We start from the raw sequence: 15,170 nt of genomic DNA on the forward strand, positions 1-15,170 counted from the left end.
GGGGGCAAGAGCCCTTTTGGTTACTTTTGGGGCTCTTTTCCAAAAGTGACCCGCCGTAAGGGCGGAACCAATAGCCGCCGTTACCTAAATAACGGATATGTACCCGGTCCCCCTCTCTATCCTCAAGCGACTCTTCCAGCAGCCTGACGCTCCCGCTCAGCGACTAGCTGCCGAGTCAGCGGAATCAACCGCTTGCCATAATCCACCGCATCATCAAGCGGATCAAACCCACGAATCAAAAAGGTCGTAATGCCCAAATCGTAATAGTCGAGCAACGCCTCAGCCACCTGATCAGCGGTGCCCACCAGCGACGTCGAATTCCCCTGGGCCCCCAGCAACCCCGCAATCCCGGTCCACAACCGCTTATCCAGCCGCGACCCCTGGGCCGCTGCAGCCAACAACCGACGCGACCCCTCATTCGGCGGCTCACGCCTCACAACCCCATTCTTCTCAGCCAACGCCGTCGCCTGCTCCAAAATGCGGTCTGCACGCTCCCACGCCAGCGCCTCGGTCTCCGCCAGAATCGGCCGCAACGACAAACTGAAGCGAACCGTACGCCCATGTTTGGCCGCCTCAGCCCGCACCCGGGTGACCACGTCCTTGACCTGCTCGTAAGTCTCCCCCCAAAGCGCATACACATCCGCATGCTTGCCCGCCACCGCAATGGCCGCCGCTGAAGACCCACCAAAATACAGCGGAATATGCGGCTGCTGCGGCGACTTCACCGTGGAAAACGCACCCTCGTACTGATAGTAAGTACCCTGATGGTCAAAGGGCGTTTCACTGGTCCATTCCTGACGCACCACGCTCAAGTACTCATCGGTACGCGCATAACGCTCATCCTTGTCGATATGGCTGCCATCAGCCCGCAGCTCACGGTCATCGCCGCCGGTGATGATGTGCACGGCCGTGCGGCCGCCATTGAACACATCCAGCGTGGCGAACTGCCGGGCGGCGAGGGTGGGTTGGGCAAACCCTGGCCGATGGGCAATCAGGAACTTCAATTTGCGGGTCACGCTGGCCGCATGGGCAGCGATCAATGTACTGTCCGGGCTGTTGGAGTGGAAGGCCACCAGGGCGCGGTCAAAGCCGGCCTCTTCGTGGGCGCGGGCCACGGTTTCCACGTAGTCGGGTTGCAAGGTCGGGCCACTGCGGGGATGGATCTCGGACCCGTGATGGCCGCCGATATAGCCGATAAATTCGATGCTCATGGTCAGTCCTTGTTGAGGGCAGGAATAAAGCCTCCACCGGGCAGGGGGTCGGTCCGTGGTATCGAAAATAAGGGCAGGGCCGGGGCCTGTAAAAGGCCGATTGGTTCTATCCTAATTATAAAAAAACAGAATCATGAGTTTGTGTATTTATCAGTATTGCGCATTATCGGCGCACACCGGCGGTGTTCTTGATACGCCGTTGGCTGCTGTGCCTTGAAGTCGTTGTGTTTTGCCCGGGGCTGAGGTCTCATGGGGCCGGGAAAACTGGCAGGTAAGGAACAGCATTTGATACGGGAAGAACTGGCGCAATATGGCGGTATCACCGTCATGATTCCGGCCGCCGTAGTGATCGCCGTCTGGCTCTGGTATTCCCGGCGCGAGGCGGTCAAGTGGTGGCTGATGACCGTCGCCGGCACCTATTCCATCGTGGCGTTCAGCAAGCTGCTGTTCAAGGGGTGGGGCGTGTCGCTCCAGCACTTCGATATTGCTGTGCTCAGCGGTCATGCCATGAATACTTCATTGATGGTCCCCGTGGCGATCAGCCTGGTGGCGCGCCGGGTCAACCCCGATTGGCGCTGGCCCGCGGCCGTCGGCGGGATGCTGCTCGCCGGGGTGTTCAGCGCGTATTGCGTCGCGCCGTTCATTCACCCGCTCAACGAGGCCCTGGCCGGTGGCTTTCTGGGGGGCATGGCGGCGCTGGCTTTTCTATGGCGACTTGAAGTGGTTGAGGTGCGGGTTTCCCCATCCTTGATCGGCGGGGGAATGGTGATTCTGCTGCTCAGTGCCCTGGTGCCCAAGTACAACGCCGAAAAACTGCTCAACCATGTGGCGGTGGTGGTGTCAGGTGCCGACCAGGCCCATCAGGAGCCTTCCTGGCGGGCCTCTCCCACGCAGATGAACGCCGAGTAAGTCGCCAGGTCCAGGGCCAGGTTGCTTTCCACCAGCAGTTCCAGCAGCACGGTCTGGCAATTGAAGCGCCGGGCATCGCCACGGCGCTGCGAGCGCTTCATTTGCTTGAACAGCGTATCGGTAATGTCCTGTGGCGCGTTGCCGCGCAACTGATCCAGCCAATGGGACATGACCTGGGTGTTGCGCGCATATTGCTCCGCCGGCAGTTGTTCGTTGGGCGCCAGGCCTACAAAACCTTCGAAGGTGGTGGTCAGCCTTTTCAACGCATAGGCACGTTTCAGATCGTCATAGATGCTCATGGCCGCTCCTCGGTGCAGGAGATATTGGCCAGTAATTCGGCGGTCTTGACCTGCATGAAATGGCTGTCGCCGCGGCTTTCCACACACAGGCAAACAGACAGTGGGTTGCTGACCTGCAGCTTGAAACGCCAGTCGGCAAATACCATTGAAAGCCCCGAGCAGGATTCGTCGCTGTCCAGCGAATGGCTGGCGTATAAGACCTGCATGCGTTCGACAACGGTGGTTGAACTGTTCACCTTGACGTGAATGTTTCCCGAAGAGGGAAACAGGCCGATACGCTCTACCAATAGCTTTGAACTTTTCATGGCCGTCCCTCGCTGTTTATTCACGCGTTACTCTATTCGGAAGAAATGAAAAAGTAAGCGGATGTTATTTTTAGTCCGTTAATAAGTTGAATGTTATTTAGGGCAGGTCAATACGTTGTCTGGGCCCGGCTGATCTCCTTTAGCGGCAGGCTGATACGCTGTTCTCGCTGTAAGAAGTTCATCAGCAATACCACACGTTCCTCTCCGTCCATCGCCAGGAACACCGCCTCCAGTTCGGCAAACGGCCCTTGGTTGATGCGCACGCTTTCGCCCGGCTTCAGCAGGGTTGCCACGGCGGCGTGATGGTCGTGTTCCTGGAGTTCGTCCACCAGCGCGTCGCTGATGGGCAGCGGGTGCGGGCCGAAGGCCACAACCCGCGACACACCGCGGGTCGAACGCAGGGAGCTCCAGCTGTCCTGTTGGCTCATTTGAATAAACAGGTAACCGGGAAACAACGATTCGCGGGTGGTCCTTCGCTGGCCCTTCAACAGCCGTTCGCGCTGATAAGTAGACCGAAAGCAGGTATAGCCCTGGCGCTGAAGATGTTCCTGCGCGCGCTCGTCCTGCCGGGATTTGCACTGGACCAGGTACCAGGCCTTGTTGGCATTTGCGCTCATGGGGCGTCCCTCTGTCTATATAAAACGATGTTGCGTAGTTGTGTAATTTAAAGCGGAAGCAAACGGCAAAGTCATGAATGTTATAAAAGGTCGGGTTCAGCCGGGGGCTGTTATTTTTCGTCCGGTGATAATTTTTGGGGAAGTTAAAGTTCCGTGGTAATAAATACTGCTGTGAAGTTATAAGTTTGATGATGTTGCTTCAGGGGTGAATGGATGACCCGGGGAAATTGCCTTGTTTAAAAGCGTGTTGATTGTCTGTATTGGCAATATTTGCCGTAGCCCCACCGCAGAAAGCCTGTTGCGTGGCGCACTCAGTCGCTGCGAGATCAAGGTCAGTTCTGCAGGTATTGCCGCGCTGGTGGGCAAGCCGATTGACACCACCGCCCGTGCGGTACTTGAGGCCCATGGCCATCCAGCCGATGCGCATCAGGCCACCCAGTTGGCGCCGCAGGCGATCAGCGAAGCGGACCTGATTCTGGTGATGGAACGTCAGCACATCAGTGCCGTACTGAGCCTGGCGCCCGAGGCGCGAGGCAAGGTGCTGCTGCTGGGGAAATGGCAAAACGAGCGAGAGATCAGCGACCCCTACCGCCAGGGCAAAGCTGCTTTTGTGCACGCGTATGCGTTGATCGAAGAAGCCGTAAACGCATGGGCCCAGCGTCTCGCACGCTGATCGCCACTATTTTTTGAATCGAAATAAAGGCTAAGAATCCGACTTATGCAGCAAGCGCCAGCAGTCACCGCACGGGAAGACGATAACGATGAAATTGATCTCCTCGGTCTATTTGGAACGCTGATCGACCATAAGTGGTTGATCGCTGCGGTGACCGGCGCCTTTATGGTGACTGGCGCCGCGTATGCAGTGCTGGCCACTCCGGTGTATCAGGCGAACGCCCTGTTGCAGGTCGAAGCGAAAAAGAACGACTTGCTGGGCTTCTCGGACATCGGCGGCATGCTGGGCAAGGAGTCGCCTTCGGCCACCGAGATCGAGTTGATCCAGTCCCGCTACGTGATTGGCAAAACCGTCGATAACCTGAAGCTCGATATCGTCGTACAGCCGATGTACTTCCCGGTGGTCGGTGAGTTCCTGGCACGCCGTTTCCAGAAGAGCAATCCCGGCGCCGTCGCCGATCCCTTGCTGGGCCTGGACAGCTTTGCCTGGGGCGGTGAGTCGCTGAAGATCTTCAAGCTGGATCTGCCCGACGCGCAACTGGGCAAGAAGCTGACCCTGACCGTGGGGGAAAACGCGCATTACACCCTGGCGGATGAAGATGACCAGGTGCTGGCCGCCGGGGAGGTCGGGCAGCCGTTCGAGCAAAACGGCGTGGCGTTTCAGATTGAAGCGCTGCACGCCAGGCCCGGTACCCGTTTCCGGGTGATCCGTAATGCGCGCCTGACCAGCATCCTCGACTACCAGGAGAACCTGGATGTGGTGGAACGGGGCAAAGAGTCGGGCATGATCGGGCTGGCGCTGGAAAGCACCGACCCGGACCAGGCGATCAAGATCCTCAATCAGATCGCGGCCATTTACGTGCGACAAAACGTCGAGCGCACCTCGGCTGAAGCGGCGCAGAGCCTGGCGTTTCTCAAGGAACAGTTGCCGGTGGTCAGGAAGGACCTGGAAAAAGCCGGGAAGGCCCTGAACGAGTACCAGACCCGCAGCAAGTCGGTGGACATCACCCTGGAAACCAAGGCGATTCTCGACCAGATCGTAGGGCTCGATACCAGCATCTCCGAGCTGAAGCTGCAGCAGGCCGAGATGGACCGCAAGTTCACCCGCCAGCACCCCGCGTATCGCGCGCTGTTGACCCAGATCGGTGAGTTGACCAGCAAGCAGCAAAGCCTGGCCAGCCGGGTCGAGAGCCTGCCGTCGACCCAGCAGGAACTGCTGAGCCTGACCCGGGACGTCGAAGTGGGGACGGCCATTTATACCCAACTGCTCAACAAGGCCCAGGAGCTGGATGTGATGCGCGCGGGCACCGTGGGCAACGTGCGCCTGATCGACACGGCCGACGTGAATTACCTCAAGCCGATCAAGCCGAAAAAGATCCTGATTGTGCTGATCGCGACCCTGCTGGGCGGCTTCCTGGCGGTGGCGCTGGTACTGCTGCGCAAGGCGCTGAACCGCGGCCTGGAAAGCCCGGAAGCCATCGAGCAACTGGGGTTGCCGGTGTACGCGTCAATTCCGTACAGCACCCTGCAAAAGGTCGAAGAAGACAAAATCTCCCGAGGGCGTGGGCGTACCGATGCAGGTTCTTCATTGCTGGCCATCAGTCACCCCACCGACCTCGCGGTGGAGGCGTTGCGCAGCCTGCGTACCAGCCTGCACTTCGCGATGCTCGAGGCGCCGAACAACCGCATCATGATTTCAGGCCCCAGCCCCGAGGTGGGCAAAACCTTCGTCTCGGTCAACCTGGCCGCGGTGATCGCGCAAACCGGGCAGCGGGTATTGCTGATCGACGTGGATATGCGCCGGGGTTACCTGCACAAGGCGCTGGGTGTGTCGGCCCGAAATGGGCTGTCGGACATTCTCTCCAACCAATGCACGGTGGACACCGCGATTCACAAGACCGGGATTGAAAACCTCGACCTCATCAGCCGTGGGCAGATACCGCCCAACCCGTCTGAATTGCTGATGCACCGCAACCTCACCGAGTTGCTGTCCGAGGTCAGCGGACGCTATGACCTGGTGATTCTGGATACGCCGCCGCTGTTGGCCGTGACCGACGCGGCGATCGTGGGCAGGCAATCGGGCACCAACCTGATTGTCACGCGCTTTGGCCTTAACCCGGCGAAAGAGATCGAACACACCATTCGCCGCTTTGCCCAGAACGGCATCGTGCTCCGGGGCGCCATTTTCAATGGTGTGGAAAAGAAAGCCTCTGCCAAATATGGCTACGGCAACGACGGGTATTACCCGTACGAGTACCAGGCTGATCGCAGCTGATTCACGCCGTTACGCTCCATCGTCCTACGCAGCATCAGCAGGATAGAAGCCACGTTTTCAGGAAATGAACGAAAAATCCTGGGGCGGTAGCGTGCCAAATTCAACATCAGCCTAAAGACTACCCAGCCATGTTTTACCTGTTATCCCTTATCGCGCTGTCGGCGGGTTTGCTTGCCGTCAAAAGCCCCAAGTACTCCATCGTGCTGTTGGGGGTGATGCTGTCGGTGATTCCTACCGGCAACTCCTACAGCGAAATCATCTCGCTCAAAGGGCTCTACTTCTTTGACTTTTACATCGTGGGCGGGTTGGGGGCGTTGCTGGTCAGGCAGGTGTTCACGCGCAAGCATCAACTGACGGCGCCGGGCGGTCTTCTGTTTGGCTGTGGGCTGTATGTGGTGCTGCTGGCGTGGGGCTTGCTGGAGTCGTCGAACAAGTACCTGTTAAAGGACGTTCGGCCGTTCATCATGATCCTGTCGTTTATCGTGCTCACGAATATCGCGACCCTTGCCGCAAAAAAACTGACGCTGCAAACGGTGCTGTTGATCCTCATCGCCATGACCGCCTTCAACGTAGTGGACATCGCCTGGTTGCGGTTGGGGCTGTACAAGTTTCAAGACGTCTACTACGAAGAAAACGCCTATAGGTACCTCGACGGTGGCACCTACGCCGCCGTCGCCTACCTGATCTATTACTTCATCGATCCGCGCCTGTTCGAGCAGCGGAAGAAACTCGCCAGGATCTGTCTGGCGACCTCGTTCATCTGCCTGTTTATCGCCAATTCACGCTTCATTTTTGTGTCGGTGTTTGCCGCGATCATCATTCACCAATACACGAAGCCGGCCCGCATGATCGGTGTCGCCCTGGCCGGCGCCGTGGTGCTGATGGCGTTCATTGGCATCAGCAATATGATCGGCGCGGATCGAATCAATGATGGTTTGTCGTCTGAAGGCATGGCCGCCCAACTGGGTACGCGCTTCAGCCCTGCGCTGGAGCTGATCAGGGGCATGAACCCCCTGCATTACTTTGTCGGGCTGGGCGCGGGGACGCCGTTTGAAATCCCCTGGTTTGAGTACCGTGGCCTGGATGACAAAAACTCGAATATCGACAGTGCCTACTTAACGTACTTCGTTAAATACGGGCTGATCGGGTTGTACTTGTTGTACGTGTTCATTACCTCGATTACCCAGCACATGAACAGCCGGGTGGCCGTCTCGATCGGCGTCTTTTTGGGCGTGATGTTCATTGTCTCAGCCACGCCTTATCAGCCGTACGCCATCGGTATCGCCTACGGCGCCATTGTGCTGCGGGTGTGTGCCGAACAGACGGCCAGGCAACGCAAAAAAGTCCTTGTCCCTCGCCAGCCACTGATAGCCACGCCCTTGCAGGTGAATGCCGGATGAACAACACACTGTTGAAGAAATTCGTGTCCAGCACGGCATGGAGTTTCATCTCCGCCGTTGCCACGAAAGTGTCGGTGGTGATTACCGGCATCCTGGTCGCCAGGGTGTTGGGTGCGCAATCGTTCGGCGAGTACGGCCTGATCCAGAGCGCGATTGTGATGCTGGCCAACGTCGCCGCCCAGGCCACGACTACGGCAACGGCCAAGCATATCGGGCAGTTCAAAGATACGTGCCCGGAGAAGACCGGCAGGGGCATCGCGCTGACGCTGATGTTTTCGGTGTTTTTCAGCGCAATGATCATCGGGACAGCGCTGTTTTTCCCGCACTTCTTTTCCAGTGTGATTTTGGGAGCCGACAGCCTGAGCGCAGCGTCCCTCATCGTATTGAGCACCATCACCCTGATTATTCTGTCGGGATGGACCCAAGGCTGCCTGACCGGCTGGGGGCAATACCGCTCGATCGCGACCATCAATGGAATCGTCGCCATCGTCGCGATCCCGGCCACGTACTGCCTGACCCTCCAGTTCCGGCTCAACGGCGCGCTGCTGGGGTTGGCCGGTTCTCAATTACTCATCGTGTTCTTCAGCGCCCTGGCGTGCTGGAAAACCCTGAACGCCCGGAACACTCCGCTGAGTTTCAAAGGCGCGCTCACTGAAAAGCACGCGGTGCTGTCGGTGGGCCTGCCGGTGTTGTTGACGGGCTTGATGGTCGCGCCGATGAACTGGTTTGCGAACAAGCTGTTGGCGCAAACCACCAACGGATTGGCCGCCCTCGGCATGTACGCCGCCGCCATGCAATGGAACGCGATCTTTTCCCATGTTTCCGTGGTACTCGGCTCGGTCCTGGTGCCGATGCTGGCGGCCGCCCTGGGGGGCAAGAATCGCAAGTTGGATGCCTTGAACTTTCTGTCGGGCTGGCTGGTGGTGTTGGTGATTATCCAGCCGGTGATCATGTTCCCCGAGTTATTGGCGAAGCTGTACGGCAGTAGTTTCCTGGGCCGGGATTTTGAAGTCACGTTGACGCTGGTGATTCTGGGTTCCTTGCTGAGTGCATTCAAGTCCGGCATTTCAAGAAAGATGATCGTGATGAACCTGGCCTGGTTCAGTGTCATGAGTAACGTGCTGTGGGGCTTGTTATTCATCGCCGGGGCGTTCTGGCTCAGGGAAGAGGGCGCCGTCGGGATTGCCAAGGCGTTCATTGGTTCCCAGTTCATCCACTTCCTGCTCGGCCTGCCGTATTTCGTCTACAAGAAAATACTCCCGTTGGAGCTGCTGGTTTCGCCCAGGATATTGACCTTGTGGACGTTGCCTTTTGTCAGTTTTATCTCAAGTGCCTACGTTGAAAGTATGGCCTACCGCTTGGTGATACTGACGTTGATAGTTCTCTACATTCTCGCAACAACGTTTGCCTTGAATGCCGTATTTAATGACCCCGTGGAAAATGGAAGCCCAGCATGAATGTCAGCAAAGTTTATATCCGGGGTGCCTACGGTCCGGGCAATTTGGGTGATGACGTATTAATGCTATGCGTGATCAATATTCTGAAAAAACGCTTTAACGAATCGGATATCGCGGTGGGTGTCGATCACCCGCAGATCGCTAAAAACTTCAACCCGCGCATCCAGTGGCTGCATATCAAGGCGCCGGTCAAGGCTGACCTGGTGGTATTGGGCGGCGGCGGCCAGTTCTTCTCGTTTATCCCGCCGGCCAAAGAGGTCACGGCCCGCAAGGGCATCGCGGCGAAAATGTACAAGAGCATCAAGGCTCAAACCGATCTGAAATCCACGCTGTTGCGCCTGTATGTCGGGATGCGCGGCGGCGTCGACAAGATCTACTTCCACCGGCGCCTCGCGGCGTTCTGCATTGGCCTGGGCCCCTTTGATGGCGGCGGCAAGCAGCTGGACCGTGCCGTCAGCGTGATCAACCGTTGTGACTACATTTCCGTGCGGGACGGTACCAGCCAGCAGCATTGCAACACGTTCGGCAAGTCAGACGTGGAGGTGTACACCGACCCGAGCCTGCTTTCCGAGTTGTGGATCTCCCGCAAAGATCTGGAAACCGGCAGCCTCAAGAAGGGCAAGTACCTGTCCTTTATCCTGCGTGACTGGCCCCACGACGCGAATGGGCAGCAGTTCATCAAGGCGATGGTCCAGGCCGCGGATGAGTTGGCCAAGACGGGCGAGCAGGTGCGCCTGGTCTCGCTCTACAAAGAGCGTGACCAGCACCTGATCGACAAGTACCACCAGTACGAATGGTTGTGCTGGGACGCGGCGGGCGACACGCCGGAAACCTTCATGGCGAAACTGATCGTTGAGTCCGACGTGATCATCAGCGCCCGTGCACACGGGGTACTCCTGCCGGCTTCCCTGGGGTTCCCGACCATCGCCGTGGCAATCGAAAACAAGCTGAAAAAAGTCCATGAAATGTTGCCTCAGGGCACCCGGTTGGTCAGCACCCCGGACCCTGAGGTGATCAAGACCACCATCAGTGAGTTCCGCCAATCCAAGGCGCACATGGCCGAGCACCTCAAGCAAGAGATCGCGCAGCGGTCATCGCTTGCACAAAAAGCGGTCGACGACTTTTTGAAATGGGTCGATGAACAATAGAGCCGAGGGGCAACCGACGTGAAAAAGACAGCCTCGACGCTCCTGGCGTTGGCGTTCTCTGTGCAGATGGCCGCCAGTGGGGCCGCGCAGATAAACGATCACTGCGAGCAACCTATCCAAAACATCTATCCGTCACTGCCTGATGTTTCGCGGATGCTCAACCATTCCCAGGCGCAGGACAGCATCAAAGGCAGAGCCAACCTGACGAACAAGGCCTACAGCCAAACCATCAAAGACATCGCCGTGCATTTTCCCAAGGGGTCCTACGACCCGGGCTCGATGGTGCGCTTGGGTTTGCCCTACGGCGGCATCGAATTCAAATCCCCGCTCCCGCAACCGGGCCGGGATTGCCTGGTGCTGACGTATGAATTGAAGTTCGACAAGAATTTCGATTTTGTAAAAGGCGGCAAGCTCCCGGGCCTCTACGGCGGCACCGCCAATACCGGCGGGAAAATTCCCAACGGCCACGATGGTTTTTCCACGCGCTACATCTGGAAAGAAAAAGGCGCCGGGGCCATTTATGCCTACCTGCCCACCAGTAAAACCTGGGGCACCGCCGTAGGCCTGGGTTCCTGGGTCTTTACCGTGGGGCAGTGGCACACCCTGGAACAACTGGTGAAGTTGAACACGCCCGGTGTGGCCGACGGTGTGATTTCCATCTGGTACGACAAAAAGCTGGTGCACGCCGAGACCGGGCTGACGTTCAGGGACACCCCGAATGTCACCCTTGATGGCCTGCTGTTTTCGACGTTCTTCGGCGGGAATAACCCGTCGTTCGCCACGCCGGTCAGCACCAATATCCGCTTCAGGAATTTTGTGATGAGTTCCCGGCGCGTGACTGAGACGGCAGGGCAGGGTGACTAGATGAAAAACCTGAAACTGAATATCAAGAAGACCGCCGTTGCCCTGTTCAACACCTTGCTCAGCCTGGCGCTGTTTTTCAACCTGAGGCGTTTTCTGCTGCGGGCAACCGGCTGCCGGGTGGGGGCCAAGACCACGGTGCACCGCAAAGTGGTGTTGTTCTCGTTCGGCAACTGCGTCATCGGCAAACACTGCACGATCAACTACGACTGCTACCTGGATAACCGGGCGGGCATCCGCATCGGCGACAACGTCAATATTTCCCATAACACCCGGATTTATACCCTGGGCCACGATATGGATGACCCGATGAGTGCCCTGGTGGGCAAGCCCGTGGTGATTGAAGACAACGCCTGGATCTTTCCCAATGTGATGGTGATGCCCGGCGTCACCATCGGCAAAGGCGCCGTGGTGTATCCGGGCAGCGTGGTGACGCGCAACGTTGAAGCCTATTCGATCGTGGGCGGCAACCCGGCCAGACACCTTCGTTTTCGAAATAAAAACATGCTGTACCGCGCCGACTTTCCTGTCTGGTTTGCCTTGTAAAGCACCGCAGGTGCCCACCCTTATTTATGCAGGATGCTTAAGTGAAATCATTAATGATTGCATGGATCGGCTATCAACGACGCGCCGACACCATGAAGCAGTATTGGGCCTATGACATTCTGCATCTGCCCAACCAGTTCAAGAAAAAAGCGGCACGGCCGCTGGACTATTTGATCAAGTCTTTTAAAACCCTCAAGTCCCTGTGGGTCGGTTCGCCTGACGTGTTGTGGGTACAACTGCCGCCGAGCCCGGTGTTGCATATCGCGCTGGCCTACAAGTGTGTGTTTAACCGGCGCCTGAAGATTATTGCCGACGCCCACAACAGCCTGTTGCGCAAACAGTGGATAGGCTTTCCGGGCACCGTGGCCCTGTTGAATAAAATTGATGCGGTGGTCGTCCATAACTTTAAGGTCAAGGAAGAGTTGGCGGGCCTGGGCGTCAAGGAAGCCAACCTGTTTATTCTGGAAGACTTGCCGTGTGACTTTCAGGCGGCCCCCGCCAGTGAGCGCCAGACGCCCTATGTGCTGTTTCCGTGCTCCTTTGATATCGACGAACCGATAGAGGTGGTGATCAACGCCGCCCGGGAAATGCCGGGCGTCGACTTTCTGATCACCGGCAAGCACCAGGGCAAGCTCTCCGAGGCGCTGGTGGCGTCGCTTCCCGAGAACATCCAGCTGACCGGCTTCCTCAGCAAGGCGACGTTCGAACAACTGCTGTGCAACGCGAATGTGGTGCTGGGCCTGACCACACGGGACAACGTGCAACTGAGTGTGGCCAACGAAGCGGTCAGCGCCGGCAGGCCCATGGCCCTTTCGAACACCCCCGTACTGCGCTCGTTGTTTTCCGAGGCCGCGGTGTTTGTCGACACGCTGGACCCTCTTTCAATCAAGGCCGGTGTTGCACAACTCATCAATCATCAAGAAATTTATAAAGAAAAGTCCGCCTTGCTTAAAGCCAAGCGCATCACGCGCTGGAAAGGGCAGGCGCAATTATTAAGAACTGCCGCGGCTATTTAACGATGTCTATTCATTCTGACAGGAAGGGAACCGTCATGAGTCAATCAAGTGATGTGTTGTTGATTTGTTCCGGAGGTGGGCACTGGGTGCAAATGAGCAAGTTGCTGCCGGCCTTCGACGGTCAAAAAGTGACCATTGCCACCGTCGATATCAGCATTGGCTCGCAGTATCCACTGCATCAGTTTGCCCAAGTCCCGGACTTCAATCGCAGCGAACCGTTGAAGATCATCAAGGGCTTTTGCCAGATATTTGCGATCGTCTACCGCAGTAAAGCCAAGTACGTGATCTCCACGGGCGCGGCGCCGGGGTTGTTGGGGTTGATTGCGGGAAAACTCATGGGCAAGAAGACCCTGTGGATCGACAGCATCGCCAACCCCAAGAAACTCTCGTTGTCGGGCCGTATCGCTGTGTATTTTGTCGATGAGTTGCTGACCCAGTGGCCGACGCTTTCTCAAGGCAGCCGGGCCCAATATAAAGGGAGGGTTGTATAAATGATCTTTTGCAGCGTTGGCACTCAAGCACCCTTTGAAAGAATGCTCAGCTACTTGAATGAGTGGAGCCATGCGAACCCCCAGGTGCCGATTGTTGCCCAGGTCGGTACTAACGAAAACAACCTGGGGCGCATTACGGCGTACAAGACCATTGCCGAGCCGCTCTTTTCCAAGAACTTCAATGCGTCGAAGGTGATTGTTTCCCATGCGGGCATGGGGAATATCATTCGCTCCCTTGAACTGGGCAAACCGATTGTTATCGTCCCGCGTGATAGCCGGCGCGGTGAACATATCAATAATCACCAGTTCGACACCGCCGAGAACTTTTCGGACCTTCCGTCTGTATTTATTGCTCATGATAAAGACGGGTTCTTTTCCGCGATTGATTCAGCGCTCAACTACAGCAGCGCAGACAGTCCCCTGGACTTTACCGAAAGAGACCGTTTGATCCGTTATGTAAAGTCATTCACCTCTTAAGTTTCGACTGTTCGCCAATACGCTCTTATTGCCTTTAATCATCGAGTAATCGCTATGATCCCAGTTATATTGTCTGGCGGCTCAGGCACGCGCCTGTGGCCGCTTTCCAGGGCACTTAAGCCAAAGCAGTTTATAGCCCTGCACGGTGACTTGAGTTTGTTTCAGGCCACGTTGGAACGAATCAAGAACCTGTCGATAGAGGGCGAGAGCGTCAGCCCTCCGATCATTGTGTGTAACGAAGAACACCGGTTCATCGTGGCCGAACAAAGCCGCTCGCTGGACCTGATCCCGCAGAAAATCCTCCTGGAACCCACCGCCCGCAATACCGCCCCGGCAATTGCAGCCGCGACGCTCTCGGCGCTGGCGGACGGGGATGATCCCATTCTGCTGGTGCTGGCGGCAGATCATGTGATCGGCGATACCGACGCCTTCAACGCGGCCTTGACGTCAGCCAAGGCGGAAGTCAACCAAGGCAAGATCGTCACCTTCGGGGTGGTGCCCACCAAGCCGGAGACCGGCTACGGCTATATCCGTACCCAAGCGGCCGCCGTCGACGGCGCCGCGCACGTCGAGGCCTTTGTAGAAAAGCCCGACCTGGCGACGGCACAAAGCTACCTGGCCCAAGGCAACTATTTCTGGAACAGCGGCATGTTCATGTTCCGTGCCTCGGTGATGAAGGCAGAGCTGGAGCGCCTGAGCCCGGAGATCATGGTGGCCGCCGAACTGTCCCTCTCCAACGCGGCCCATGACCAGGATTTCACCCGGCTCAGCCAGGTGGATTTTGTGAACGCGCCCAACGTGTCGATTGATTACGCGGTCATGGAAAAAACCCATATCGCGTCGGTGGTGATCCTCAACTCCCCGTGGAGCGACCTGGGGGCCTGGGACTCGGTGTGGGAAGCGGGCGCCAAGGATGAACACCAGAACTGCACCCAGGGCGATGTGCTGCTGCAAGACGTCACCCACAGTTATGTGCACGCCAGCCACCGTCTGGTCACCGTGGCGGGCATCAGTGACGTGGTGGTGGTCGAGACTGCCGACGCGATCCTGGTGACCACCAAGGACCGCGCCCAGGACGTGAAGAAGATCGTCACCGAGCTGACTAAACACCACCGGATCGAAAGCGCCAGCCACCGCGAAGTCTACCGGCCGTGGGGCAAATATGACTCGGTGGACCAGGGTTACCGCTACCAGGTCAAGCGCATCACGGTGAAGCCGGGGCACAAGCTCTCTGTGCAGCTGCACCACCATCGGGCCGAGCACTGGATCGTGGTGTCCGGCACCGCGAATGTGCAGATCGCGGACAAGCAGGTGCTGCTCACCGAGAACCAGTCCACCTACATCCCCATTGGTGTTGTGCACTCCCTCGAAAACCCGGGGCGCATCCCGCTGGAGCTGATTGAAGTTCAGTCCGGCGCCTACCTCGGTGAAGACGACATCATCCGCTTTGAAGACCGCTATGGCCGCCTCGAGCTTGTTTAAAGGA

At 57.6% G+C, this 15,170-nt stretch carries 16 protein-coding genes; 12 read left to right on the top strand and 4 right to left on the bottom strand.

The features are described 5' to 3' along the window. Positions 1-122: 122 nt before the first annotated feature. Positions 123-1,211 (bottom strand): LLM class flavin-dependent oxidoreductase, encoded by a 1,089-nt coding sequence (locus HX855_RS21160; protein WP_177090691.1) that lies wholly within the window; start codon positions 1,209-1,211, stop codon positions 123-125. A gap of 285 nt (positions 1,212-1,496) precedes the next feature. On the opposite strand from HX855_RS21160, the gene HX855_RS21165 reads away from it, so the two are divergent. Then, entirely contained in the window at positions 1,497-2,120 is a 624-nt protein-coding gene (locus tag HX855_RS21165) for a hypothetical protein (protein WP_177090782.1), read from the top strand. On the opposite strand, the gene HX855_RS21170 is transcribed toward HX855_RS21165, so the two are convergent. The 3 genes from HX855_RS21170 to rfaH form a co-directional block, all read right to left on the bottom strand. After that, the gene (locus HX855_RS21170; RefSeq protein WP_177090693.1) at positions 2,072-2,419 is read right to left on the bottom strand and encodes a hypothetical protein; all 348 of its coding nucleotides are present in this window, start codon (positions 2,417-2,419) and stop codon (positions 2,072-2,074) included. The genes HX855_RS21165 and HX855_RS21170 overlap by 49 nt on opposite strands. Beyond that, entirely contained in the window at positions 2,416-2,724 is a 309-nt protein-coding gene (locus tag HX855_RS21175) for a phosphomannomutase (protein ID WP_256353117.1), read from the bottom strand. The genes HX855_RS21170 and HX855_RS21175 overlap by 4 nt, the downstream gene beginning before the upstream one ends. A gap of 107 nt (positions 2,725-2,831) precedes the next feature. Further along, entirely contained in the window at positions 2,832-3,341 is a 510-nt protein-coding gene (rfaH, locus tag HX855_RS21180) for a transcription/translation regulatory transformer protein RfaH (RefSeq protein WP_177090695.1), read from the bottom strand. Positions 3,342-3,573: 232 nt separating this feature from the next. On the opposite strand from rfaH, the gene HX855_RS21185 reads away from it, so the two are divergent. The 11 genes from HX855_RS21185 to HX855_RS21235 all read left to right on the top strand — a co-directional run bounded on the left by HX855_RS21185 (position 3,574) and on the right by HX855_RS21235 (position 15,166). Continuing rightward, entirely contained in the window at positions 3,574-4,014 is a 441-nt protein-coding gene (locus tag HX855_RS21185; protein ID WP_177090697.1) for a low molecular weight protein-tyrosine-phosphatase, read from the top strand. Between the two features lie 45 nt (positions 4,015-4,059). After that, positions 4,060-6,288, top strand: a complete 2,229-nt coding sequence (locus tag HX855_RS21190; protein ID WP_177090699.1) for a polysaccharide biosynthesis tyrosine autokinase — start codon at positions 4,060-4,062, stop codon at positions 6,286-6,288. A gap of 128 nt (positions 6,289-6,416) precedes the next feature. After that, a complete protein-coding gene (locus HX855_RS21195) occupies positions 6,417-7,688 on the top strand; it encodes a DUF6369 family protein (protein ID WP_177090701.1) in 1,272 nt (423 codons plus the stop codon). Then, positions 7,685-9,145 (top strand): oligosaccharide flippase family protein, encoded by a 1,461-nt coding sequence (locus HX855_RS21200; protein WP_177090703.1) that lies wholly within the window; start codon positions 7,685-7,687, stop codon positions 9,143-9,145. The genes HX855_RS21195 and HX855_RS21200 overlap by 4 nt, the downstream gene beginning before the upstream one ends. Continuing rightward, entirely contained in the window at positions 9,142-10,293 is a 1,152-nt protein-coding gene (locus tag HX855_RS21205; protein WP_177090705.1) for a polysaccharide pyruvyl transferase family protein, read from the top strand. Before HX855_RS21200 ends, HX855_RS21205 begins: the two co-directional genes overlap by 4 nt. A gap of 18 nt (positions 10,294-10,311) precedes the next feature. Then, positions 10,312-11,157, top strand: coding sequence for a polysaccharide lyase (locus HX855_RS21210; RefSeq protein ID WP_309139825.1), 846 nt, complete (start codon positions 10,312-10,314; stop codon positions 11,155-11,157). Then, positions 11,158-11,700 (top strand): DapH/DapD/GlmU-related protein, encoded by a 543-nt coding sequence (locus HX855_RS21215; RefSeq protein ID WP_177090707.1) that lies wholly within the window; start codon positions 11,158-11,160, stop codon positions 11,698-11,700. A 53-nt stretch (positions 11,701-11,753) separates the two neighbouring features. Then, on the top strand, positions 11,754-12,716 hold the full coding sequence (locus HX855_RS21220; protein WP_177090785.1) for a glycosyltransferase family 1 protein: 963 nt from the start codon (positions 11,754-11,756) through the stop codon (positions 12,714-12,716). A 35-nt stretch (positions 12,717-12,751) separates the two neighbouring features. Further along, positions 12,752-13,207, top strand: coding sequence for a UDP-N-acetylglucosamine transferase subunit ALG14 (locus HX855_RS21225; protein ID WP_256353118.1), 456 nt, complete (start codon positions 12,752-12,754; stop codon positions 13,205-13,207). Further along, positions 13,208-13,684 carry a glycosyltransferase gene (locus HX855_RS21230; protein WP_177090709.1) on the top strand — a complete coding sequence of 159 codons (477 nt, stop codon included), beginning with the start codon at positions 13,208-13,210 and terminating at the stop codon, positions 13,682-13,684. Between the two features lie 54 nt (positions 13,685-13,738). Then, positions 13,739-15,166 carry a mannose-1-phosphate guanylyltransferase/mannose-6-phosphate isomerase gene (locus HX855_RS21235; protein WP_177090711.1) on the top strand — a complete coding sequence of 476 codons (1,428 nt, stop codon included), beginning with the start codon at positions 13,739-13,741 and terminating at the stop codon, positions 15,164-15,166. Positions 15,167-15,170 lie beyond the last annotated feature (4 nt).

Source organism: Pseudomonas sp. IPO3778, assembly GCF_013386825.1.
Lineage (GTDB): Bacteria > Pseudomonadota > Gammaproteobacteria > Pseudomonadales > Pseudomonadaceae > Aquipseudomonas.